Here is a 22,553-nt window from a genome sequence, read left to right as displayed (position 1 = left end):
CTCCGAGAGACCGTAAAAAATTTTTCGGAGATCGCTGAGATTTTATTTTACGGGCAGGTTAAGGAGACCGCCATCGTGTTTCCGTTCCCGTTTTGAGGAACGGAAAACGTGGTCTGCCTTACGATCGTATCCGGAAAACCGTCGACTCTGGCAATGTCTCCCAAGCAAACCAATTGATATTGTCCGGGCATAATGTACTTTATCGGAGTGGTTCCCGCAAGCGCGGGAGAGGCAATCAAAGGCAATTTGCTCAATAGATTGATTTCCGTATCGCGGAAAATTCCGTAATAATGATACGTAGAGCCGCTGCCTCCGCTGATCAATAATTTGGAAGCGGAGCTTGGGTAAATGGTTCTAGAACGAAGCAGTAAATTTCCGCCGATATCCGTTTGGCCTTGATGATCGGCATTCCAGTCGCTGACCGCAACCAAAGTTCCTGCGTTCGATCCGTCGAGTGCGGCGAATGAGTGAATCATTAAGTTTTCTTTAAGATTCATCCTTACTTCGAAGATATAGGGTTCATAACCGGGACGGAATTCCATATCGCCGTTGCCTAAAGGTCCTCCCTCGTCTCCCCCCATCGAATAAAGCAAAGGAAAAATCAACGGAGTCGTGGATTTAGTCAGTGCCCCCGGAACGTAAGCCATCCTCGGCACGATATTAAACCCGTTGATCGGATAGTTATCAAAGAAGGTGACTGTGGTAAGATCCACATTCGGAATATTTCCCCAAGCAGTGATCATGGTTCTTAGGAAGACGCCGGTGTAATAGTACTGACTCGGATTTCCTTGGCTAGTTCCTTCCGTCGGATCGTTTGAGGGGTACTGAGCGCCGTCTCCGTTTAGTAACTGCTGCATTTTGAATTCGCCATTTTGCGATCGGCAAGTATTGGAGTTTAACGTATACGGAACGGTGCAGTAGACTTCGCGATTCGGAGCGATAAAATCCCAGAACGATTTCGATTGCTTTGTGGTCGTAATTTGGGAAAGATTTCCCAAGCCCTCTTGGTATTTGGATGAGATTCGAATCTCTCCGATATCGATAAAAATCGGCAGGTCCTTAGCCAAAGGGACACCTGTAAGATTGAACGCAGGATCGCCGGGAACGTCATCCTGGTATAAAGCTCCCGTTCCACCTTGGTATTGCGAAAAATCCTGAGGGTTGTCGGTAGCGTACGTCGCTTTTAAAAGAAGGAGCATCCTACTATTAAAGAGGGTACTCACGACAGGCGCTCCGGTAAGGTTTCCTTGCCAGTCTCCGCGTCGGCAAGTAATGAGCAGTAGGCTGAGCAAAATAGCCGTCGAGATTTTAGAATTCATAAGAACATACTCACCATTAGACCGAAGTTGAAAAATTCCGTATTTACCGTATGATAATAATTAGGATTGGTTAGTCGAGAATCTTCCGTCGGCCCAATATACGGATATTTGGTAGCGCTCGGAGGCTCCAAGTCTGTTTCGAATATTTTATAATAATCCACTCGAATTCCGATTCGAATTTTTTTCCCGGCGATGAAGCTGGCCTCAAAGCCCGCGTAGAGCGTTTTATCCCAGCGAGACGTATTTGCAGGTCGTGCGACTACGTAAGTTTCTCCGCCCCCGGCCTTCACAAGGAAATTGATGGGAATTTCAAATGGAAGCTTATAAACCAATGCGCCATAGGTTGGAATTGTCGTAAGAGCCCGTTCCGATCTGGAGAGGTAATTGGCGTAAGATGCACCGAATTCCATATAAAAGATCCAAGGCCAAGGGATCCTAAAAAATAAACCCGCCCCAAGAGTCGTATTTAATATTTGCTGCGATTGGCTACCGGGAAAAGGGTTGGCAGCCCCCAACCAAAAACCGATCTCCGGTTTTCGATTATCGAAAAAACTGGGGAGATCCTCTTCTTCCTCCTCTTCGCTTTCCTTAGAGTCGGCCTTTTTGCCTGACCGTGTCAAACCGGAGGAGGGAAGGTTCCCGCCTTGGGCGACTAATTCTCCATTGCGAAAGCTATTTCCTATCTTAGGCAGGTTCCAAGTTCCGGGTATGCTTGCCCCGCCTAAAAAATTCAAGGCACGTTTACTAAGCCCATCTGGGACAGCGAATACCCCAGTCCAGGGAAAAAATAAGAAGGCGATCGGGAGGAATTTTTTCAATGTGAAATTCTCCCAAAAGCATCCCGTTCTAGATAAAGTGAATCGATTTGAGGAAAGGAATCGTAATACGCTCGAACGAAATATAATCCGTAAGGTGGAAGAGTGATTCCGGCTATCGTTCGATCTTTTGAGGATAGGATTTCCAATATATTTGTCTCTTTACGCTTTCCTGTCGCTATCTCTAATAATGTACCCGTTAGAATGCGGATCATATTATGGAGAAAGCCATTTGCCTTAATCCGGAAGCGAAACAATCCCGGTTCCTCTGGGCTCTCTTTTAAACTCGTATCATAAATGACCCGAGTTGTAATCTTTCGGTTCCTCATGGAAGTAGCCTTAGCCAGGCTACGGAAATCATGCTCACCTTTTAATAGTTCCAGTTCTTGCCGTAACCGGGAAACGTCAATCCGATGTTGGTACCAAAACACGCGGTTTTTCCAAATAGGTCGGGGAATTTTCGAGTTTAGAAGCAGGTATTCATACTCCCTCGCAGTACAGGAAAATTGAGAATTGAAGGTTTCCGGAACTGGGGCGATTCCTAGGATGGAAAGACCTGGGTCGGTGAGTGCATTGAGTCCGAGTAAGAAGCGGGATAATTCTTTGATCTTCGATTTCGTTTTGAAATTTACGATCATTCCCCGTGCATGGACCCCGGTGTCGGTTCGTCCGGCTCCGTAGATGCGCGTGGGCTTATTTAAAAGAATCGCCAGAGCTTTTTCTATTTCGTTCTGAACCGTAGGCGTTTGTCTTTGGGTTTGGTAACCGTAAAAGCATCCGCCATCATATTCCAGAAGGAGAGCGTAATTACCCGGCTCGTCCATTTCATTCATGTTTCAGAAACCGCGGGGAAGTTTTACGGAACAAGCAGGAAAGGGTTATTTCTCTCCTCCCATCTCATCGATGATCTTGTTGTATTCATCGTACAATTCTTTTGCCATATCGATGATCACCGAAGGCTTGGATTTGGAAGCTTTTCCGGAACCGTAAAGTCTAGAAAGAGTTCGTTTGGCCCGAACTAGTAGATTCAGTTTGGATTGAGGATCCGATGCCAATTCGTCTTTAAATTTCATCGTAAGGTACGCTGAAAGATAAATGACTCCGTCAAAACCCCAGTTTTTGTCCGTATCGGGACCTAATAAATAAGACGCGGCGTCTACAGGTTCCGATCCGGATTGCATGATTTCCATCGTATCGGTATACCAACTGGCTGCTTTCTGGTAGAGAAGATCCCGAATTTTATCAAATCCGATTTCGGGAAATTCGACATGCATATCGTCGAAATACCAGGCGCCACGCACGGCACAAACTGCCTTTTTGGGAGTCGGAGCAACGGTTACTTTTCTGCTTTGATAGCACTCGATCGCTAATAAGTAGGAAGCTGTGCCTAAAACTAGATTTCTATCCTGGTAAAAATCAAGAGGACCGAGGATTAGTTCGATATTCTTTCTGCGGGTTTCCGCGTTTTCTCTCAGTTTCGTGTTTTCGTCCGCGTCTAAAGAAGACCAGTCTTTCGGAAAGGCGGTATAAAGGCATCTAGGACAGACATTTAGAACATAGTCGTTCGGACTTACCCGACCGAATTTTTTGTTCTTTTCGTAGAGGCGACGGAGTTCCTGGGTCAAACGACCTGCAATTAAGCGCCCGCCGCCCTGAAACATGCTTTCACGTTGGTGAACTTCGTTGCATATAGGGCAAACGGTATCCTCCTTATTGCGGAAGGAGATTTTCTTACCTTGTGCTAGTGCTGTTGCTGTCATTAGTTAGAGAATTTCCGGAAAAATCCTGCCGGAAGCGTCAATTCTCACCGTATTCTAACCGATAGACTAAGAAGAAAAGCACGATTTTCGGGTTGAACCCGGTCTCTTATGGGAGATAGTAAAGAAAAGGTCCGCCAATGAAGAAACTACTCGTTTTCACGATCGCGATGTTTATCGCGCCCGCAATCCTCCACGGCGAAGCCGTTTCGATGAAGGCATATAAGAAACGGGTCGAACTCCTTACCTACTTACGGGAGATCGAGCCGATCGTCCGGAATTATCCGGGCGATCAAAAAACGCCCCAGAACCAACAAGGTCAAGCCGCGCCGCAATCGGAGGGGGATCGAATTGGGAAATACAAAGAGTTGAAGCGCCTTTACCAAGAGGGTTTGCTTTACTTCTTTGAGGGGAATCACGTAAATTCATATCGTCGTTTCTTAGAAGCACAATTCGGAATGGAACTTCTGCTGGAAGAAATTTCCCAGGCTTATGTGGAAAGAACCGAAGAAATGTTGAAAACTGCGATTGAAAGAAAGAACCCGAATAATCCGCAGGATAAAGCTCTTGTCGACATCGCCGTCGAGTATGGACAAGGGAGTTATATTCGCGCCGATATCAAGGAAAACCGCGAAGCTCCTTTCTTTCGTAGAATGTACAACCCGCGTGAATACCATTACGTAACAAGCAAGTATACGATTGAAAAGAATATGGAACTCGGTTATCAATTTTTGGGAGAAGCGAAAGAAACCAGAAATAACGCGCTCAAAATCGAGAAGCAATTGGAAAAACACCAAAAACTTCAGCCTAGTCATCGCAAATATCGGATCGAATATTATTTAGGCGCCATTAATCTTTGTCGGGATGCGAGAGCGAATGCGATCAATATCTTTAAATTGAAGTATCCGTATGATAACTACTTTATTCAAAGATCCGACGCCAAGACCGAAGAACTGAAAAACGAATACGGGGAAATCACTCCTGCCGAAGTCGTTTCGATCGAAGGAATTACCTACGATTTTACGCAAAATCCTCTCGTCCGTTTGGATGCAAAAATGAGCCCGGTATTCGATAAACGGATTCCGGACGAATATCGCAAGGATGCGGTAGACGTTCTCGGTAGAGTATTCGACGACGAAATCAGTAGTCGTTTGTATCTGAGATGGGATGCCGAAAAGAGGAAGGCTCTCGTAGGAGATAAACTTCCTCCAGGGAAAACGAAAGCAACCCAACCAGCGAATACGAATAAGTAATCACGGGTGTAAGAGCCGGTATGCGGCTCTTACCTGAACTTCGAAAATCGTTTCCGAATGCCGTTCGTTAAAGGAGCGGCATTCTTGTTTATTACCGTTTCATTCATTTCGTAATAAAAGAGAGCGGTTTACACATCCAGAAAGTACTTTCCAGACGATGTCCTCTCCGGGAGCATAGTAATGCATGAGTCCATTCAAGTTTTTGGAAAGTCGATTAGGTAGGTTCTCAAAGGAATACCAGAAACTCGTTTTACGAACCTATCTGATTACCGTCCGATTGGTATTGACGATCGCTTTTCCAGCAATGATTAAAGGAATTTATTATTCTCTGATCGGGAATCGTTCCAAGCAATATATCTCGTTTCTAAAAGGGTCCGCGCTTTGGGGCGAGGCCGTCCGCAAGATGACGAAAACCAATCTGATTTTAACGAATGAGATTACGATTCCGGAGACGGGCCACATGATTTTTTTAAATCATGTGAATGAGATCGATTTCCCGTATGATTGTCTCGTAGTGAATAAACCGTATCTTGCCAATCAAGTTATTAAGAAAACTTTAGTAGCTTACTGGTGGATGAAAGCCATGGGTTCCCAAGTATTCGAGACGTCTAAGGCGACCACGATTGCCGTGTCCGTCCGAAAGCTTTTAAAAGGTTTAAATACGACCTCGTACATCGTCTATCCGGAAGGCCATAATACGTATTCGGAAGTAATTCAACCTTTAGTGAAAGGGATGGTCAAGATCGCATTTGAAAATAAAATTCCGGTAGTTTTGGTTCTTAAATCGGGGATAACCCGGTATCAAACTCAGCCGATGAACGCAACAGTCGGTTATAAATATGTCGGGCGATTTGAACCGACTAACTTTGCGACTTGGGAAGCGTTTAGAGAGTCCTTACACGAAGTCATGATTAAGGAGAAAGCTCTGTTGGATCAACAGATCGGAACTCAAAGAGAGCCGGAGCCGGTAAAGTCAAAGTGATCCATACGTTGCTCATTGCGAACCGAGGCGAGATTTCTCTTCGGATCCAAAGAACTTGCAAACGACTTGGAATTAAGACTGTCGCGGTTTTTTCGGATGCGGATGAAAATTCTCCCTTCGTTCAACAAGCGGATCTTGCCTATTATATAGGAGCTTCCGAGCCTTCCAAATCGTATCTTTCAATCCCTTCAGTCTTGAAGGCCGTCAAGGAAACCGGCGCAAATGCGGTGCACCCGGGTTACGGATTTCTTTCGGAACGTACCGAGTTCGCTCTTGCTCTCGCGAAGGAAGGAATTTTATTTTTAGGTCCGCGTCCGGAAAGCGTGGATTTGATGGGAGATAAGATTCGTTCCAGAGAAGCGATGGTACTTGCTGGCATTCCGGTCGTTCCCGGATATAACGGAAACTCCCAGGATCCGAAATTATTATTAAGCGAAGCCAAGAAAATCGGATTTCCGGTTATGATAAAGGCGAGCGCCGGCGGTGGCGGAAAAGGGATGAAGAGAGTGTATTCCGAATCGGAATTTTTGCATTCTCTTGAATCCGCCCAGAGAGAGGCAAAGAACGCCTTCGGAGACGCCCGAGTATTCTTAGAAAAATACATAACCAATCCCCGTCATATAGAAGTGCAGGTTTTCGGAGATACCCAAGGTAATGTTCTCCATCTATTCGAGAGAGAATGTTCCATCCAGCGCAGACATCAGAAAGTAATCGAAGAGTCGCCCGCACCGAATTTGGACCGCAAGTTAAGGGATAAGATCTGCGAGGTTGCCGTTCAAGCCGCGAAATCTATCGGTTATCTCGGAGCAGGAACGGTAGAGTTTATCTTGGGTGAGGATGGGAATTTCTATTTTCTAGAAATGAACACACGGCTTCAAGTGGAACACCCGGTTACCGAAATCGTAACCGGATACGACTTAGTCGAGTGGCAGATACGAATTGCGGAAGGAAAAACCTTACACGAACTCTTAAACGGCGCCAAACTGAGTCAGACAGGACACGCGATCGAAGCCAGAGTTTATGCGGAAGATCCTGAAAATGAATTTCTTCCGTCCATCGGAAAGATTGAATTCGCTTCGTTTCCCGAAGGACAAAATATTCGCGTGGATAGCGGGGTCGTTACCGGTTCGGAAGTATCTCTATATTACGATCCTATGTTGGCCAAAGTGATCGGATCGGGTAAGAATCGGGAAGAAGCACGAAAAAATCTGATCAATGCATTGGAAAATACGATAGTGTTCGGGCCTACTACGAATGTTCCATATCTGAAAGGGATTTTGATTCATCCTGAATTTGCAAATGGACATACTCATACTCATTTTCTGGAGCAGCATTCCATCTCTACGGGTGAAAACGAGGAAGAGAAAGATGCCTTATCAAAAGTCGCGTCTTTGCTTGCGGCTCGAAGAAAAAAGGCGACTTCCATTTGGGAAGCATTGGGTCCGAGGGATTTATGGGAAGTGAATTCGTGAGTACCTTATATAGATTACGCTGGAAGGAAAAGGAGTATCTCCTTGATTTAGGGGAGTCTCCATCTTCGGCAAGGGTATTCGATTCCGAGTCCGGCTGGGAAACGTTGCTTTCCCATTATTCTTGGACGCAAGAGAAAGAAGGGACCTTTTCGCTTCCCGACGGTTCTGTTGCACTGATTTCCGGCGCCAAAATTTTCATTCATACTAGAGGACGCAGTTTTCAGTTTCTGTTGAAAGCAAAAGAAACAAGCGGAGTCGATGCGGCGCAAAAAGAAATCAAAAGCCCAATGCCCGGAAAGCTCATCAAAGTTGAAGTAAAGCCCGGAGACTCGGTAAAGAAGGGCCAGGTACTTGCCGTCGTCGAGGCAATGAAAATGGAACACGCTTTAAAGGCAGGCGCGGATGCAGAGGTTCAAGAATTGAAAGCTTCTCCCGGAGACCTTGTAGCTCAGGATCAGATAATTTTAATATTGAATTCGTAACCCCGTTCCGATTTTCGGAATCGTGATTCAGCTTGCACGTGGCCGCAAGAGCAGTCTGGAACGTTAGTCACCCCAACAACAAAAGCTTCCGCAGAATCAATTTCGAAACGAAAGAGAAATACAAGGTACTGTTCCTGCGTATCATTGAGAATTCTCCGAATCAAGCGCATACATTTTTTCTACTTAGCCGATTCTCTCTAAGCCAAGGTTTAAACATTCGTTCATTCGTTATCTCGTGTATGATTGTCATTATTGAAATGGGGAAGCCTTTTTTTTGGTCTAGAAAAGTGAGATATAAAACATGTTTTTGGTGCAGAGCTTAAATTTTCCTCTCGTTCAAGATTACAATTCTATTTCGAACAACCGTATGAACTCGATGATAGGAAATTTGCAAAAGACCCACTTAAACGATGAACGGTTCCCCGTTTTCCAGGAATAAATTTGACATCGCTTCTTACCCCACTATAACTTGCGAAATCGTATTTTATTATCTGGGCTTTGAATGAAGAATTTTCTCGTTTGTCTTGCTTTAATCGGACTTGTCACTTTTGGATTCGCTGAACCAATATCCGCGCAGAATATTATTGGCGGTTGCGAAAAGCCCGAGGCCCGTAAGGATCTCCCATTTCCAATAAGCCAGCAGAGGCAACTCTGTAAGAAGGATTTAATAAAAAAGAAAGAGGGTTGGTTTCCTACGGGGCTTCCACTCTTAAATTCGGATCCGAATAGCGGTGTCGGATACGGTGTGCGCGTCTTCGCTTATAATAACGGCAAAAGGGACGATCCGTTTTTCGAATACACACCGTATAAGTTTCGTATCTATGCTCAATACTTTAACACGACCAAAAATCGACAGTACCAGGATATCGCATTTGATGCGCCGTACGTTTTTGGAACTCAGTGGAGATTAAGAGGTGAGGGCGTATACGATGCAAACCCGAATACTCTATTCTTCGGTGTCGGAGAATCTTCCCTGCAAAATTTAAGTTCTCACGATCGAAATCAACCCGGCTCGCAGTTGGACACGAACCAAACCTTTACTCAACAGCAGCAAAATCTTGCTTATACTCGACCAGGTGGTCCGGGAGATCCGGTCACTTTAGGCGGGGGAGTGTATAGCGGACTGCCTGCCCAGAATGGATTTAGAGTTTCGGACGGACAATACAATCGATATAATATAATTTCGCCGACTGCGAACTTAAGCGCGGAGCATTCCTATTTAGGTGGAACAGTAAGGCTTGTTACGGGAGCCAGGTTTTCCCAGAATATAGTTCGCACGTTTGACGGTACGCAAGTGAAGGGCAACGATCCTGTTCTGGACGGATGGCCTATCAATTCCAGCGGATTGGTATATAATGGCACTACAAAATTAACGCAGGATCAGCAAGCGGGCAAGATTTTAGGGTACCATGGTGGAAATGTGAATTCCATTCGATTGGGTTTGGTGTATGATACTCGTGATTTGGAGCCGGATCCAAACCAAGGCGTTTTCATAGAGGCTACTTATGAACGGGCGACCAAAACCATGGGATCCGATTACAATTATTCGAAATATTTCACGCAGGCTAAATTCTTCTACAGCCCGTTCCCGAAAGTTTTCGATAAGCTCGTATTGGCCGGTCGCGGAGGTTTTTCCCTTACTGAAGGCGATGTTCCTTTTTTCGAGTATAGAAATATGTGGGGAACGGAAGGTGTGATTTCCGGTCTCGGGGGTCGCACGACCCTTCGCGGATATAAGCAAGATCGATTTGTCGGTCGTACGATGGGTTGGGGAAATTTAGAGATTCGTTATAAATTCGCGGAATTTTCCATCTGGGGGCAACACTTTGCCTTCAATATTGTTCCCTTTTTCGACTTCGGTCGTATTTGGGACGACGAACATAAGATCGGTACCCAGGGATATAAATATTCTAAGGGAACGGGACTTCGGATTGCTTGGAACCAAACTACGATTATCATGATAGACTACGCAGTTTCTCGAGAAGATAAGCAACTTTTTATAAACTTTAACCACGCATTTTGATAGAGTACTATTTATGAAGAACCAGTTTACAATTTTCTTTTCCTCGATCCTTCAATGTTACTTCGTTCTTTCGATTTCGTTTTTTGCCGTCGCAAACTGCGAACAAAAAAAGGATAAGGAGACCCAAGGTTTTTTAAACGAAGACGCAAACGTATTGCTGGCGGGTGCGCTTTTCTTCAGCACCTATCGATCTAACGGGGACGGAACGATAACCGATTCGTCAATCGGGCTAACTTGGAAAATTTGCTCTCAGGGACAAACCTATGTTGCCACGTCGGGCGGTTATAGCTGCGAAGGTGGCGGTCTTATAAACAATGGTTGGGGCGCCGTTCAGTTGCAATACTGTAATCAAAACAACGGGGCGTGTAACGCGGTAAGTTTGCCGGAAGCGTTAGTTCCGGTTTCTCAGATCGGGGTGGCCGGTAGCTCGGAAGCATATACTAGTTGTTCAGGAGACAGGACTGGAGGATATTCGAATTGGCGCGTTGCGAGCTATACCGAATTGAAATTATTAAGTTCATCTAGCCGTGCGGAGATGCTCTTGAAGTTTCCGGACACAATCGAGGATCTTTATTGGAGCGCTTGGGCCAATGAACAGGATCCTTCCAATCGAACAGCTAGGGCGGTTTCGTTCGCAAGGGATAAGTTCGGAACGGATGATGCCCAGAACAAGACTAATCGTTATTACGTTCGTTGCGTTCGACCTTAAACGAAATTTACTTAATAAACGATCCGCTGATTGCCGATTCAAGTGTTTTAGATTTTTATAAAATTCTAAAATGTCGGTGAGTCGACTTGGACTCTTTTACGCGAGATCATCTTTGTTTGCGTAATATTCCGATTCGGACGTTCTTGTCACGGGAATGTGAATATTTGTTCGCAATTTATATTTGACAATTTCACAAAGCTACATATTTACTTATGAGTTTGGAAATTTCCCTATAGATGAGTCGCTCGATGAAGATTCGCAAAGTCAGAGATCTTACCTGCCTGCTTGCGCTTTTATGCGCTTTCGAATCCGTCCTAGCCGAAGCGCCGCCTCCGACCGGAGGTTGTGAAAAATCTCCGCCTCGACCGAATCTTCCCTTTCCAATGGATCCAGCAAAACAGTTATGCAAAAAGGATTTGGATCAGAAAAAAGAAGGTTGGTATCCGACCGGTTTGCCTTTGATTAACTCGGATCCGAACGAAGGAATCGGATACGGAGTTCGAGCGTACGCATATAATAACGGGAAGAAGAGCGACCCATTATTCGACTATACTCCTTATCGAGTCCGTTTTTTTGCCCAATACTTTAATACGAACAAGAATGCACAATATCATCAGCTCAGTTTGGACATGCCGTTTATTGCAAATACGCAATGGAGACTGAGAGCGGATGCGTTTTTGACGATCACTCCTACTACTTTGTATTTTGGAATCGGACAGGATTCGATGAAAAATCTAAGTTACCATGATAGAAATCAACCTGGCGGGTATTTGAGCACGAATGCGACGTATCAGGATCAGTCTCAGAATCTAGATTACTGGCGTCCAGGAGGTCCCCAGGATCCTGTTCGTTACGGGGGCAATGCGTATACTGGAATTCCTAGTCAACCCGGCTTCGTAGTTACCGATCGTATGTACAATCGTTACCAGATTCAAACTCCCATGATTAATTTGAGTACCGAGCGATCCTACGTTGGAGGAACCGTGCGGCTTGTCGCAGGGTTTAAGGCGTCGGACAATATCGTTCATACTTTCGACGGTAAGTTCGTACAAGGTCATGATCCTTTGCTCGGGGGAGATCCATTGAATTACGGAGCGAAAGTTCCGAACGGTAAGACTAGACTTACACAAGACCAGGAGGCGGGAAAGATTTTAGGGTACGGGGGCGGCTTTGTAAACACAGTTAGAATCGGGTTAGTATATGATACTCGCGATTTTGAACCCGACCCGAATAGCGGAGTTTTCCTGGAAGGAACCTACGAAAAATCTAGCAAGGCGATCGGCTCCGATTTCGATTTCCAAAAGTATTTTGCACAAGGTAAGTTCTTTTATAGTCCGTTTCCGAAAGTCTTCGATAAACTCGTACTGGCCAGTCGCTTCGGTATGGGATTAACGGACGGGAATACTCCATTTTTTGAATATAGGAATATGTGGGGTACGGAAGGGGTTATTGGAGGTTTGGGCGGTTTGCGGACGCTGCGTGGATATAAACAAGATCGATTCGTCGGCAGGGTGATGGGTTGGGGAAATTTGGAAATCCGTTGGAAATTCGGAGAGGCCTCCGTTGGAGGAGAATACTTCGCATTTAATATCGTTCCGTTCTTCGATTTTGGACGAGTTTGGGACGATGAGCACAAGATCGGAACTCAAGGATATAAATATTCCGAAGGATTAGGTTTGCGCATCGCTTGGAATCAGGCTACGATCATCATGATCGATTATGCGAAATCAAGGGAAGACGAACAACTTTTTGTTAATTTTAGCCACGTCTTTTAATAAAGTGGATTTATTAAAAGAATTCGAATCGCATATTATTCCCGCAGGACCGTATCGTCGCGCAAAATGGTATCATGGCGGGAAGGAGCACGATTTTCGGGATAATCCGTGGAATAATGCAATCCTCGACTTTCCTTTCGAGAAAGAGCCGCTCTGATAATCAACTCTCCGACTAAAACCAAATTTCTTAATTCCAGTAAGGGCGCGGTAATAATCGTCCGCTTATAATAGTCTCTGACTTCCGAAAATATCAAATCCATTCTTCTGAGAGCCCTTTCCAGACGCAGGTTGGATCGAACGATACCGACGTAATTTGACATCGTATTCTTAATTTCTAATAGATCATGGGAAATTAAGACCCATTCTTCCGTGTTTACCAAGCCTTCCTTGTTCCAGGAAGGAATTTGATCGTGCTCAGGCAGGAATGTCGGGCGATTTCGTTCCACGTCTTGCGCGATTCGATTCGAAAAGACGAGACATTCCAATAAACTATTGGAGGCTAAGCGATTTCCCCCATGGACGCCGGTGCAAGCCGCCTCGCCTGCTGCGTATAAATTCTCGATGTTCGTTTTTCCGTGCAGGTCGGTTGCGACCCCGCCGCACATAAAATGCGCCGCGGGAACTACAGGAATAGGTTGGGAGGTAATATCGATTCCTAATTCCATACATTTTTCGTAAATGGAAGGGAAGGCTGCTCTTATTTCCCCGGCAGGTTTATGCGAAATATCCAACCAGACATGGGGATCGCCCGAACGTTTCATTTCCGCGTCGATCGCTCTCGCTACGATATCGCGAGTCGCTAAGTCTGCCATCGGGTGATATTTTTTCATAAACGGTTCGCCGTCCATAGTCAATAGGATAGCGCCCTTTCCTCGAACCGCCTCCGAAATGAGAAATGAATCGCCTTTCTCGTGATAAAGGGAAGTAGGATGGAACTGGTAGAATTCCATATTCTTAATCACGGCGCCTGCGCGATATGCACATGCGACGCCGTCACCCGTTGCAATTTTCGGATTTGTGCTGTGGGAATAAACTTGCCCGGCTCCTCCGCTTGCAAGAACGGTTCGCTTAGCAAGAATCGGAATCACTTCCCCGGTATGATTGGAAAGTACGTACGCTCCGAAACAAATAAGACCTTTCTTTTTGAGATGGTGGGGCGTGATCAAATCCACCAAAGTATGGTATTCTAAAATTCGAATCTTCGGATTTTGTTTAACGTTTTCTAATAGAGTCTTCTCTATTTCCCGTCCTGTTCGGTCGTGGGCGTGCACGATTCGATTTGTTCCATGCCCGCCTTCGCGATGCAGATCAAATTCTCCATTTGCGTCAAGGTTGAACGGGACGCCGTAATCGAGCAATTCACGGACAAGAGCCGGGCCTTCCTTTACAAGAATATGAACCGCTTCAGGATCGCAAAGTCCCGCTCCGGATTCCAACGTATCTCGCACATGATCCTCGAACTTATCACCTTCCGCAAAAACGGATGCGATTCCGCCTTGCGCATAATTGGTATTCGATTCGTAGTCGGATTTTTTGGTGATGATTGTTACATCTCCAAACGGTGAAAGCTTGAGAGCTTGAAAAAGTCCGGTAATCCCGGTCCCGATGATAAGGAAATCGGTACGTATTCTAGGCATGGATATATCCCCGGAAAAGCAATGGAACGAATTTCGTTCCATTGCATTCTATATTACTTACGTTTGCCGGCTCCGGTATTAATGAGAGCTTCGACGAAATCGATGGACCGAATCAATTGATAATCCGGTTTGATCGGGTCGTTTTTATGTTCTTGAATGAACTTTTCGGCTTTGCCGTTCGCCTTGACCCAAGTTTCCAATTTTTTTACGTCGAAGTGGCTCTTCTCCTCGGCGGCAGACGGCAATTCCGGAAGGTGGTTCCACATATTTTCCTCACGGTAATGGAACGGGAAACTTCCGTCTTCTTCCGCAGAAACTTCCACATCGGGTTTTACTCCGACAACCTGAATCGTATTTCCCGACGGGGCGTAGTATCTAGACTGCGTTAATTTTATGTAATATGCTCCGTTGCCCGGTAGTTCCTGCAATTTTTGAACGGTGGCCTTTCCGAAAGAACGTTCGCCTAAAATCAACCCTCTTCCGTGATGTTTTAAAGCCGACGCTACGATTTCCGAAGCGGAAGCGGACTTTGCATTGATCAATACCGCTACCGGAAGGTCCGTTAAGTCCCTATTTTTTGCGTTCGAATCCTCCGGACTGCGGTTCGGACTCTTAACGGACACTATGAGTCCATTGGTGATGAACATATCCGCTAAATCGATGGCGAGATCCAAATATCCGCCGGGATTGTTTCGCAAATCCAGGACTAGCGCTTTTAATTTGGTTCCTTTTGCCTGAGCCTGCTTTTCCAGCTCTTTAAAATGCAGTACAAATTCCTTATCGACCGAAGGATCAGACTTAACAAAGCCCGTTAATTTAATATAACCGATCTGATTATGGCCTTCGATCAATTTACTTGCAATATTCTTAATTTCGATGGTATCTCTTACGACGTCTATATTCAACGTCCCGGAGACTCCTTTGCGTCGAATCGTCAAGCTAACGGTCGAGCCTTTCTTACCCTTGATTCGTTCTACTACCTTATCAAGGATCATTCCTTTGACCGATTTTCCGTCGACCGCTAGGATCACGTCGCCCGCGCGCACTCCCGCGTTAACGGCAGGTCTGCCTTCCAGAGGGTTTTCAACTACGACTTCCTTATTTCCGCCTCCGCTTAAGATTGCGCCGATCCCTTCGAAACTTCCATCCTCTATCTTTGCCATGGATTCTTCCCAAACGGCTTTTAGAAATACTTGGCTATGCGGATCTAGAGACGATAGATACCCGTTAGCCGCGGCTAAGTAAATGTCTTTGATGGAAAAGGGTTCCTTATCTTTCGTTTCTTCAGTTCCGAAAGGATCCTTTAACGGAGGAGTCGAATAATTTTGAAGACTTTTTTCAATGAAGGCTAGAACGCGATCGAAGTCCTTTTTTGAGAAATTCGTTTGCTCCCATTTTGCGGACAGAACAGCCTTTCTTACTTTTTCACGTTCGACTAGTTTTATAACTTCTTCACCGGAGAGTTTCGGCTTATTTGCCTCTTCTTTCAACTTACGATCCCTGATTTTCTCGACTTCTTTGTAGTCGGGATCGAAAACGATAAACTTATCTTCGGAGGAAAGTTTGAACGTTTTTCCGGGGAAAATATCGTCCGGCTCCTCGTATTTTTCGCGATCCTTAAAATAGCTTTCGGGATAAAGATATAAAGCATGGGGGAGCGCGAACAGCGCGAAGATCGCCGCGTCCTTGTACGCACGATTTTTATCGATGTTTTTATCGATATAACTTCGATCAACGGTCTTGACTACACTGTCAAAATCTTTAAGAGTGAAATCCGCGGTAGTCTTGGAGTGTCCAGAGGAAGGCTCGCAAAAGAAGATACTCGTACATAATACGACGGAGACGAAGGAGAAAGAGAGTGATCTCAGGCTTTTCAAATCGGTTCCTCTTGCCGGTCGGGTTATTTTCGAACATTTTCCACCTCGTACGGGGTCTGTCAATACATTCCCCCGAAAAGGCGATCTATCCTTCGACCGGTCTATCGTTAATGGACAAACGTACGTGAACATCTTTCGCATTTTTCTGATCATTATTTTCCTATTTTTGGGAACCCTCGGATGTTCATCTGTTTCCGTTCCAGGAGGCGGAAGATTCGGCGCTGAGTTGATCCAGGAACAAGCGATCTTGGATTTTTATGGAACCGAAGAGGAACGGAATTCTTCCTTGAAATTACTCCGGTCCACCTGCCGTTCTATTCGCAGAGACCGAGGGCTTGCCTGCTATAATTTATCCATTCTTTATCAATCTTTGGGAGATTTAGACGGAGCCGTCGAATACGCGATTCGCGCTAAAACGTCCGACCCTAACGATCCATTATACGCTGAATTGGCGTTTCAGACCGCATTAATAAAGGAAGATAAGGAGCGTTCCGACTTGGATCAGGGTGAAATTTCACTGATTGCCGCGATTCGCGCCTGCAAGGAAGGTCGGAAGGATGACGCCTATCGTTATCTAGGTCCCTTGATTGCGTCGGGGGAAGTTTCCAAGGAATCCCTGAGCAGAGGAGTATTTGCGGATTGCGGTCTGGATAAATCTTTCGTTGCCGGCGCGAAACCGAATTCAATAAAGCCTTCGTTAGAATATTATAAAACATTGGAAAAGAATCATCCTTTCCGGAAAGTATGGGATTTATCCGGCGAATTCGGGCGAAATTCGAAGGAACTTTCGGGAAATAAAGCCACTCGCTCTTGGTTGGAATTGCGTAAAGCTCTCCCTTCCAGGGACATCGCTTCGGGGAAACGGCATATCATTTCCTTCAAACAAGGGTTGGAGGATTTATCCAAAGATAATCCCGCCTCCAAGCAATTGGCTCTTCATCTTAAAAAAGCCGCTTACTTGCTTTTGTCCGAGGATTCAAACTTTTCCACGTTTAAGGATTTGGCGAAAGAGCTTTCAGATACGCCCGCACAGACTCGGTGATTCCCACTTCCAAAGCATAGGAAATCAATCGATGTCCGATGGATACTTCCAGGAGACCAGGCAGTTTCGAAAAAAGAAGCAAATTGAATTGATCCAAATCGTGGCCGGCATTGATTCCAATTCCGGTATTCAGGAGCGTTTCCGCAGCGGATCGATAGACTTGGAAGGATTTTTCACCTTCTTCCCGAGAAGACTCGAATGCGTTCGCGAACGGGCCGGTATAAAACTCCACTCGGTCCGTACCGGTATCCGAAACGTATTTTAAGTTTTCGAGATTTGTCTCCACAAACAAGGAAACTCGAATTTCGGCCTCGTGAAATTTCTGAATATAGGTCCGTAACGTATTTCCGTCTTTTTGGAGATCGAAACCGTGGTCGGATGTGATCTCCCCGGGAGTAACCGGCACTAACGTAACCTGATCCGGTTTGGCCTCCAAGACTAAATCCAAAAATCGAGAAGACGGTTCTCCTTCCATATTATATTCTATTTTTCTGTTCTTGGATTGATTGTACGAATTTAAGAAATTTTTAAGCGAAAACACATCCGATTTGCGAATATGCCTTTCATCTTCTCGAGGATGCACCGTGATACCTTGGGCCCCTGCATCTAGGATCAATCTAGAAATATGCAAAATGTCGGGATGGTTTCCTCCGCGAGAATTGCGGAGGGTTGCGACTTTGTTTACGTTAACGCTAAGCTTGGTCATTTGCTTCCTTTTGCCCCCATTTCTTAATATTTGGAGGAAATCGGAAACTAGATTTCAAATAGGTTTTTCTGCTTGAATCCGGTTTTGTCTATTCCACGATGGTCAATTCCAATGGCAACCGCTAAGAAAACGGCTAAGAAAAAAGTGGCCCCTAAGAAGAAAGTTCCGGTAAAAAAACCGGCTCCTAAAAAGAAGGTCGCAGCAAAAAAGAAGGAAATCGCAGTTTCTGCAAAGCCTGCCGTATCATCCTCATCGTTCGCAAAGAGATCTTTTGCAGGAAGTAAAGTTTCCGCAAATCCATTGGGTAAAAAGTTCACCTGTCATACTTGTGGAACTAAATTTTACGATTTAAATAAAGAAGATAAGATTTGTCCGAAATGCGGAGCCGATCAAAATAAACGACCCGTCGTCAAAAGTCGAACCGCAACTCGTCCCCGTATCGAAGAGGAGGAATTTCTCGAGGATGCGATCGTGGAAGATGATGCCGAAGTAGGTTTCGAAGACGAAGAAGCCATCGTGGAAGAACCTCTGGAAGAAGAGGAGGACGAGGAAGAGGAGGAGGAATAATCCGCTCCCAGTCTTCGATCGTAATCCTGACCGCGCCGACTGGCGCGGGTAAGACGGCCCTGGTCCGGGAATTGGACCCCTCTCGCTTTGAGATTCTTTCCTTTGATTCCAGGCAAATCTATCAAGAGCTTCCTATCGGAACCGCTTCTCCCTCGCAGCAGGATCTAGAGAGAATTCCTCACCATTTAACCAATCTGATTTCTCCCGCGGAGTCGATCGACGCCGCTAAATATTCGATCTTTGCGGCGAAGGCGTTGGATATCGTTCTCTCGAAAGGAAAGATTCCAGTACTGACTGCAGGTACGGGATTTTATTTGAATGCGTTTCTTTTTGGAATGTTCGACGTTCCGAATATTAGCCCTGAAGTTCGTGCTCGAGTGGAATCATTTCCGATAGAGGAAAAAATGAGATTGCTTCGAGAATTAGACCCGGTCGCCCTCGAGAGAATATTCCCAAATGATGATTATCGATACGGCAGAGCCTTGGAAGTTAATTTAATGGGAGTTCGTTGGTCGGAATTAAAAATCAAAGAGGGATCGGGCGCCTTACATACTCGAAATTTGAATATTCTTCGAGGATATTTTTTGGATTTAGATCGTAAGGAATTGTATCTTAGAATCGACGAACGAGCTCGGAAAATGATCTCGGACGGAATGGCCGAGGAGGCAAAAAAAGTAGCCGATAAATACGGGGAGAGTTGCCCAGGGCTCTCTTCGCTCGGTTATAATTTCGCGCTTGAAAATATTAAAGGAAAGTCCAATCTTGAGACATTCTTAGGGAATTTAAGCCAATCCCACAGAAATTACGCCAAACGACAAATCACTTGGTTCAGGAAGCAAGCCTTCTTGACTCCCGTGAAACCAAGTGAAGCGTATAAAAATATACAAAATATATAAAACGGATAAAACCTATGTCTGCTAAAAACAATATCCAGGACCAACTCCTTAACACTGCAAGGAAGGAAAAATTGGAACTTACCATCTACCTTCTGAATGGAGTTCCTTTAAAAGGAAAGGTTGTAAGCTTCGATAATTTTACAATCATCCTGGAGCAGGAAAATAAGCAGAGTTTAGTGTACAAACACGCGATTTCTACCATCATTCCTTCCAAAGTGATCAAACTATATACCGAAGAAGCGGCGAAGGAAACTCCTTCTGCCTAGATGATTCGATGGATTGGTAGAGCTTTTCTATTCTTCCTATTCGGAGGAATCCTTGTCGGGATCGTCTATCCACTTTATATCCTAGGAGACGGGGAAGCTCTCGTCACCTGGTCATCCGATTCTCGATTATTGTCCTTTATACGTGGGCCGGGGTTGGCGTACGAACCCAGGGTATATCTATTCTGGGATCATAAAATTCTAAAGGAAGATTTACGCTCCCTTTCCGAAGAAGTAAAAATCGCTTACGATTTATCGTCCGGCCTGTTTCCCAAAGATTCGGAAGAAGGGACGATTTCGGCCGACTTTGAGGTCGTTTTCTCCTTAGATGGAGAAGGGGCGAAAAAATGGTTTTCCGCCGGAGGAATTGCCGAATCCGCCAGGAAAAAATTTCTTTCGGGGATTTTTCTATCTTTGCTTAGGTCCCGGATCGAAGACGAAAAGAATCTCAATCTTACAAAGGACGGACTGTCCAATTTCCTGAGAAAGGAGGCTTCTATCGGGGTCTCGAATCAAATGCCTTGGCTCCGTGTCGAGTCGGTTCGGATTATAGAGTTGCAGGTTCCCGATCCGCTAGTAATCAATAACTTGTTACGAAATCCGAATTACCTATTGGCCAAAAAACAGGAAAAATTGGATGCGTTAAAAAAAGCGGAACTCCTCCTGGTCCAAGAAGAGGCAAAGCTTACCGCAGCAAAACACCGTTGGGAAGCATACCGAGACTTCCTAAAAAAGAATCCGGAGATGAAAGAGTTTGTCCTATACGAGAGCTTGGGAGACAAGGTCGAAGTAATCCTCCTTCCTGTAGATTCCATTCTCGGAGATCCAAAGGCCTTGGGGAAGAAGAAACAAACCGCTCGAAAACCCAAAGAAGTGGAGTAGAGATGAGTCAGGAAAAACCTGTAGTTTTAATTATGGCAGGAGGAAAAGGGGAGAGGTTTTGGCCTCGCTCTAGAATTTCCACGCCTAAGCAGCTTCAAAAAGTCTATTCTAAAAATACTTTACTTAAGGAAACCTTAAATCGTGCCTTAAGCATCACGAGTTTGGATCGGATATTCATCGGAACCAATGCAACCTTAAAGAAGGCGATCCTCGCCCAGGAACGAAATTTTCCGGAAAAGAATTTTATTATCGAACCCGAAGGTAAAAATACGGCGCCGATCATCGCCTTGGCCTCTCTTTATTTTAAAGAAATGTTCGGCGACCCGGTTCAGGTCGTGCTTTCCGCAGACGCCTGGGTAAGCTCCGATAAGGAATTTACTAAAACGATTCAGAAAGCGATTCACGAAACCAAAGACCATTTGGTTCTTCTTGGAATTAAACCGAACCGTCCTGAAGTCGGATACGGTTACATTTCCTCAGGAAAACCGACAAAGTACGGATTCGAAGTGAAGGCGTTCTTCGAGAAGCCGGATATGAAGACGGCGTTGAAATACATTAAGAAATCTAATTTTTATTGGAATCCCGGAATCTTTATTTGGAAAACCGGTTTGATACTGGATGAGTTCTCTTCATTAGCGCCTAGAATTCTTAAACCTCTTCAAGATCGTTTTCCCTTTAAGAAAGCCGGAGAGTTGGGCGAAGCCTTCAGACTACTTCCGTCGGAACCTGTCGACATCACAATTATGGAAAAGAGTTCGAAGATTCGTATGGTGGAAGCGAGTTTCGGTTGGGATGATGTGGGTTCCTGGCTTTCGTTGGAGCGAGTGCTCCCGGGTGACTCTCAAGGAAATCGACACATCGGAAAGGATATTCTATTTTTTAAATCTTCCAATAACGTAACTCAAACTCGAAAAGAGTTCACTGCTTTACTCGGAGTACAAGATTTAGTCGTAGTGGAAGAAGAAGATGTACTATTCATCGCTTCTAAAGAAGGTATCGGAGAAATCAAAACACTAGTGGCCGAGATCCGTAAAAATAAAGGTTTACAAAAGTATACCGAATAATTTGCTGACAGGGTAGGAAACCCATAGGAGCACCGAATGCCTTCCGGTAAAAAAAGAAAGCGAAGAAAGATCGCGACTCATAAAAGGAAGAAAAAGAGAAGACTTAACCGTCATAAGAAGAAAGGCAAATAGACCGGTACTAACCGGACTTTAAGACCGGGTTCCTCTTCCATCATAGGCGAGCCCCGGTCTCGCCGCCCACCTCATTTCTTAATCGAAGATATCCTTCGAAATTCAAAACCGCTTCAAACGGACCTAAAGCAATTTTCGAAATTCACCGATAGGAACGTTGTATGGCCTCGTTCCAGGATTATTCCGTTCTTCGTAAGTGGTGGAAGCCTGAGTTTCCTCCTGCCAAAGGATACACAAAATCATATCAAGCTAAAACTCCGGATGGAGATATTCTCCAAGCCGATTTTCATTATCACGATCGCAAAATCCGTCTGACATTAGAGGTTGCCGGAGAGAACGGAAGGATCTATGTTTCTACGATTCGGGACGGTTCGATTCTCAAGGAAACCGATCTAAGCACCGGTCGTTCCTATCCGCTATATTCCAGATTCGCCCCTTTTCGAGATTTAGTTTCCTCACTTCCGGATAGGGATGCTCTGCAAGTTATGGGCGGAGCATACGGGGTTTCCCCGGAACCTTTGGGAGCCGCGACGGAACGGAAAGAGTCGAAACCTTGGGAAATTTCGACCAAATACGATCATGTTTTCGGGATTCGAAGGGGAGCCGGTTTCTGGGATAGATTCTCGGATAAAACCCCTTCCGAACCGTTATGGCCAAGAATTCGCCGTAGGCTCTGGGGAGATCTTCACGATCTATTCGTAGGGGCTATGAGTGCAGTCGGAATTTGGTATACCTACCTGGATTTTTATTTACTGGGTTTTTCGCTCGCGGTTTTCGGTTTGCTTTTTGGCGGTTTGGACTGGATACTGAGGAAACGCGATCCGCTCTTTTCGAAGGTGATGCTTTTCTTAGGTTCAGGATCGTACTTCTATTATTACGGATACACCCGTTTCTGAGGAG

21 protein-coding genes are annotated in these 22,553 nt (G+C 45.2%); 14 read left to right on the top strand and 7 right to left on the bottom strand.

Annotated features, from left to right (window positions below):
- Window positions 1-47: 47 nt before the first annotated feature.
- Genes LEP1GSC058_RS08660 through LEP1GSC058_RS08645 form a run of 4 tightly spaced genes read right to left on the bottom strand, consistent with a single transcriptional unit; the run spans window position 48 to window position 3,894 of the window.
- The gene (locus LEP1GSC058_RS08660; RefSeq protein WP_016549315.1) at window positions 48-1,319 is read right to left on the bottom strand and encodes an LIC11270 family surface protein; all 1,272 of its coding nucleotides are present in this window, start codon (window positions 1,317-1,319) and stop codon (window positions 48-50) included.
- Entirely contained in the window at window positions 1,316-2,137 is an 822-nt protein-coding gene (locus LEP1GSC058_RS08655; protein ID WP_016549235.1) for a hypothetical protein, read from the bottom strand. Before LEP1GSC058_RS08655 ends, LEP1GSC058_RS08660 begins: the two co-directional genes overlap by 4 nt.
- Window positions 2,134-2,958, bottom strand: coding sequence for a tRNA pseudouridine(38-40) synthase TruA (truA, locus tag LEP1GSC058_RS08650; protein ID WP_232224657.1), 825 nt, complete (start codon window positions 2,956-2,958; stop codon window positions 2,134-2,136). The genes LEP1GSC058_RS08655 and truA overlap by 4 nt, the downstream gene beginning before the upstream one ends.
- Before the next feature lie 54 nt (window positions 2,959-3,012).
- Complete coding sequence (locus tag LEP1GSC058_RS08645; RefSeq protein WP_016549303.1) at window positions 3,013-3,894, bottom strand: DUF2225 domain-containing protein; 882 nt, start codon at window positions 3,892-3,894, stop codon at window positions 3,013-3,015.
- Window positions 3,895-4,031: 137 nt separating this feature from the next.
- Between LEP1GSC058_RS08645 and LEP1GSC058_RS08640 the strand changes: the two genes are divergently transcribed.
- From LEP1GSC058_RS08640 to omp85 (LEP1GSC058_RS08610), 7 genes are all read left to right on the top strand, one after another.
- On the top strand, window positions 4,032-5,144 hold the full coding sequence (locus tag LEP1GSC058_RS08640; protein WP_016549243.1) for an LIC11274 family protein: 1,113 nt from the start codon (window positions 4,032-4,034) through the stop codon (window positions 5,142-5,144).
- Between the two features lie 184 nt (window positions 5,145-5,328).
- Window positions 5,329-6,126, top strand: coding sequence for a 1-acyl-sn-glycerol-3-phosphate acyltransferase (locus LEP1GSC058_RS08635; protein WP_016549253.1), 798 nt, complete (start codon window positions 5,329-5,331; stop codon window positions 6,124-6,126).
- Window positions 6,123-7,598 (top strand): acetyl-CoA carboxylase biotin carboxylase subunit, encoded by a 1,476-nt coding sequence (locus LEP1GSC058_RS08630; RefSeq protein ID WP_016549194.1) that lies wholly within the window; start codon window positions 6,123-6,125, stop codon window positions 7,596-7,598. Before LEP1GSC058_RS08635 ends, LEP1GSC058_RS08630 begins: the two co-directional genes overlap by 4 nt.
- Complete coding sequence (locus LEP1GSC058_RS08625; protein ID WP_232224652.1) at window positions 7,595-8,080, top strand: acetyl-CoA carboxylase biotin carboxyl carrier protein subunit; 486 nt, start codon at window positions 7,595-7,597, stop codon at window positions 8,078-8,080. The genes LEP1GSC058_RS08630 and LEP1GSC058_RS08625 overlap by 4 nt, the downstream gene beginning before the upstream one ends.
- A gap of 502 nt (window positions 8,081-8,582) precedes the next feature.
- Window positions 8,583-10,103, top strand: coding sequence for an Omp85 family outer membrane protein (gene omp85 / locus LEP1GSC058_RS08620; RefSeq protein ID WP_016549264.1), 1,521 nt, complete (start codon window positions 8,583-8,585; stop codon window positions 10,101-10,103).
- 13 nt (window positions 10,104-10,116) lie between these two features.
- A complete protein-coding gene (gene lsa25 / locus LEP1GSC058_RS08615; RefSeq protein WP_016549178.1) occupies window positions 10,117-10,812 on the top strand; it encodes a surface adhesin Lsa25 in 696 nt (231 codons plus the stop codon).
- 248 nt (window positions 10,813-11,060) lie between these two features.
- The gene (omp85, locus tag LEP1GSC058_RS08610; protein WP_084680400.1) at window positions 11,061-12,587 is read left to right on the top strand and encodes an Omp85 family outer membrane protein; all 1,527 of its coding nucleotides are present in this window, start codon (window positions 11,061-11,063) and stop codon (window positions 12,585-12,587) included.
- Window positions 12,588-12,622: 35 nt separating this feature from the next.
- Here the strand turns inward: omp85 (LEP1GSC058_RS08610) and nadB are convergent, their stop codons facing one another.
- A complete protein-coding gene (nadB, locus tag LEP1GSC058_RS08605; RefSeq protein ID WP_016549215.1) occupies window positions 12,623-14,224 on the bottom strand; it encodes an L-aspartate oxidase in 1,602 nt (533 codons plus the stop codon).
- A 53-nt stretch (window positions 14,225-14,277) separates the two neighbouring features.
- Window positions 14,278-16,101 (bottom strand): S41 family peptidase, encoded by a 1,824-nt coding sequence (locus LEP1GSC058_RS08600; protein ID WP_016549233.1) that lies wholly within the window; start codon window positions 16,099-16,101, stop codon window positions 14,278-14,280.
- A 124-nt stretch (window positions 16,102-16,225) separates the two neighbouring features.
- Between LEP1GSC058_RS08600 and LEP1GSC058_RS08595 the strand changes: the two genes are divergently transcribed.
- The gene (locus tag LEP1GSC058_RS08595) at window positions 16,226-17,143 is read left to right on the top strand and encodes a hypothetical protein (protein ID WP_016549214.1); all 918 of its coding nucleotides are present in this window, start codon (window positions 16,226-16,228) and stop codon (window positions 17,141-17,143) included.
- Here the strand turns inward: LEP1GSC058_RS08595 and LEP1GSC058_RS08590 are convergent.
- Window positions 17,094-17,849 carry a pyridoxine 5'-phosphate synthase gene (locus tag LEP1GSC058_RS08590; RefSeq protein ID WP_016549311.1) on the bottom strand — a complete coding sequence of 252 codons (756 nt, stop codon included), beginning with the start codon at window positions 17,847-17,849 and terminating at the stop codon, window positions 17,094-17,096. The two genes, LEP1GSC058_RS08595 and LEP1GSC058_RS08590, sit on opposite strands and share 50 nt — an antisense overlap.
- 111 nt (window positions 17,850-17,960) lie before the next feature.
- On the opposite strand from LEP1GSC058_RS08590, the gene LEP1GSC058_RS08585 reads away from it, so the two are divergent.
- The 6 genes from LEP1GSC058_RS08585 to LEP1GSC058_RS08560 all read left to right on the top strand — a co-directional run bounded on the left by LEP1GSC058_RS08585 (window position 17,961) and on the right by LEP1GSC058_RS08560 (window position 22,549).
- Complete coding sequence (locus LEP1GSC058_RS08585; RefSeq protein WP_016549210.1) at window positions 17,961-18,416, top strand: TIGR02300 family protein; 456 nt, start codon at window positions 17,961-17,963, stop codon at window positions 18,414-18,416.
- A gap of 17 nt (window positions 18,417-18,433) precedes the next feature.
- Complete coding sequence (gene miaA, locus LEP1GSC058_RS08580; protein WP_084680399.1) at window positions 18,434-19,312, top strand: tRNA (adenosine(37)-N6)-dimethylallyltransferase MiaA; 879 nt, start codon at window positions 18,434-18,436, stop codon at window positions 19,310-19,312.
- Window positions 19,313-19,326: 14 nt separating this feature from the next.
- The gene (gene hfq, locus LEP1GSC058_RS08575) at window positions 19,327-19,578 is read left to right on the top strand and encodes an RNA chaperone Hfq (RefSeq protein WP_010411443.1); all 252 of its coding nucleotides are present in this window, start codon (window positions 19,327-19,329) and stop codon (window positions 19,576-19,578) included.
- On the top strand, window positions 19,579-20,457 hold the full coding sequence (locus LEP1GSC058_RS08570) for a hypothetical protein (RefSeq protein WP_016549271.1): 879 nt from the start codon (window positions 19,579-19,581) through the stop codon (window positions 20,455-20,457).
- 2 nt (window positions 20,458-20,459) lie between these two features.
- Window positions 20,460-21,521, top strand: coding sequence for a mannose-1-phosphate guanylyltransferase (locus tag LEP1GSC058_RS08565; protein WP_016549226.1), 1,062 nt, complete (start codon window positions 20,460-20,462; stop codon window positions 21,519-21,521).
- A 293-nt stretch (window positions 21,522-21,814) separates the two neighbouring features.
- Window positions 21,815-22,549 (top strand): hypothetical protein, encoded by a 735-nt coding sequence (locus LEP1GSC058_RS08560; protein WP_016549293.1) that lies wholly within the window; start codon window positions 21,815-21,817, stop codon window positions 22,547-22,549.
- The last annotated feature ends 4 nt before the right edge of the window (window positions 22,550-22,553 follow it).

Origin of the sequence: Leptospira fainei serovar Hurstbridge str. BUT 6 (assembly GCF_000306235.2) — a bacterium.
Taxonomy (GTDB): Bacteria; Spirochaetota; Leptospiria; order Leptospirales; family Leptospiraceae; genus Leptospira_B; species Leptospira_B fainei.
This window is presented reverse-complemented; position numbering and strand designations above follow the sequence as displayed.

What these genes read in the sequence shown, in the direction of transcription:
- LEP1GSC058_RS08660 (WP_016549315.1), bottom strand. Translation starts at nt 1,319, where the DNA reads ATGAATTCTAAAATCTCGACGGCTATTTTGCTCAGCCTACTGCTCATT.
- truA (WP_232224657.1), bottom strand. Translation starts at nt 2,958, where the DNA reads ATGGACGAGCCGGGTAATTACGCTCTCCTTCTGGAATATGATGGCGGA.
- LEP1GSC058_RS08645 (WP_016549303.1), bottom strand. Translation starts at nt 3,894, where the DNA reads ATGACAGCAACAGCACTAGCACAAGGTAAGAAAATCTCCTTCCGCAAT.
- LEP1GSC058_RS08640 (WP_016549243.1), top strand. Translation starts at nt 4,032, where the DNA reads ATGAAGAAACTACTCGTTTTCACGATCGCGATGTTTATCGCGCCCGCA.
- LEP1GSC058_RS08635 (WP_016549253.1), top strand. Translation starts at nt 5,329, where the DNA reads ATGAGTCCATTCAAGTTTTTGGAAAGTCGATTAGGTAGGTTCTCAAAG.
- omp85 (WP_016549264.1), top strand. Translation starts at nt 8,583, where the DNA reads ATGAAGAATTTTCTCGTTTGTCTTGCTTTAATCGGACTTGTCACTTTT.
- lsa25 (WP_016549178.1), top strand. Translation starts at nt 10,117, where the DNA reads ATGAAGAACCAGTTTACAATTTTCTTTTCCTCGATCCTTCAATGTTAC.
- omp85 (WP_084680400.1), top strand. Translation starts at nt 11,061, where the DNA reads ATGAAGATTCGCAAAGTCAGAGATCTTACCTGCCTGCTTGCGCTTTTA.
- nadB (WP_016549215.1), bottom strand. Translation starts at nt 14,224, where the DNA reads ATGCCTAGAATACGTACCGATTTCCTTATCATCGGGACCGGGATTACC.
- LEP1GSC058_RS08590 (WP_016549311.1), bottom strand. Translation starts at nt 17,849, where the DNA reads ATGACCAAGCTTAGCGTTAACGTAAACAAAGTCGCAACCCTCCGCAAT.
- LEP1GSC058_RS08585 (WP_016549210.1), top strand. Translation starts at nt 17,961, where the DNA reads ATGGCAACCGCTAAGAAAACGGCTAAGAAAAAAGTGGCCCCTAAGAAG.
- hfq (WP_010411443.1), top strand. Translation starts at nt 19,327, where the DNA reads ATGTCTGCTAAAAACAATATCCAGGACCAACTCCTTAACACTGCAAGG.
- LEP1GSC058_RS08570 (WP_016549271.1), top strand. Translation starts at nt 19,579, where the DNA reads ATGATTCGATGGATTGGTAGAGCTTTTCTATTCTTCCTATTCGGAGGA.
- LEP1GSC058_RS08565 (WP_016549226.1), top strand. Translation starts at nt 20,460, where the DNA reads ATGAGTCAGGAAAAACCTGTAGTTTTAATTATGGCAGGAGGAAAAGGG.
- LEP1GSC058_RS08560 (WP_016549293.1), top strand. Translation starts at nt 21,815, where the DNA reads ATGGCCTCGTTCCAGGATTATTCCGTTCTTCGTAAGTGGTGGAAGCCT.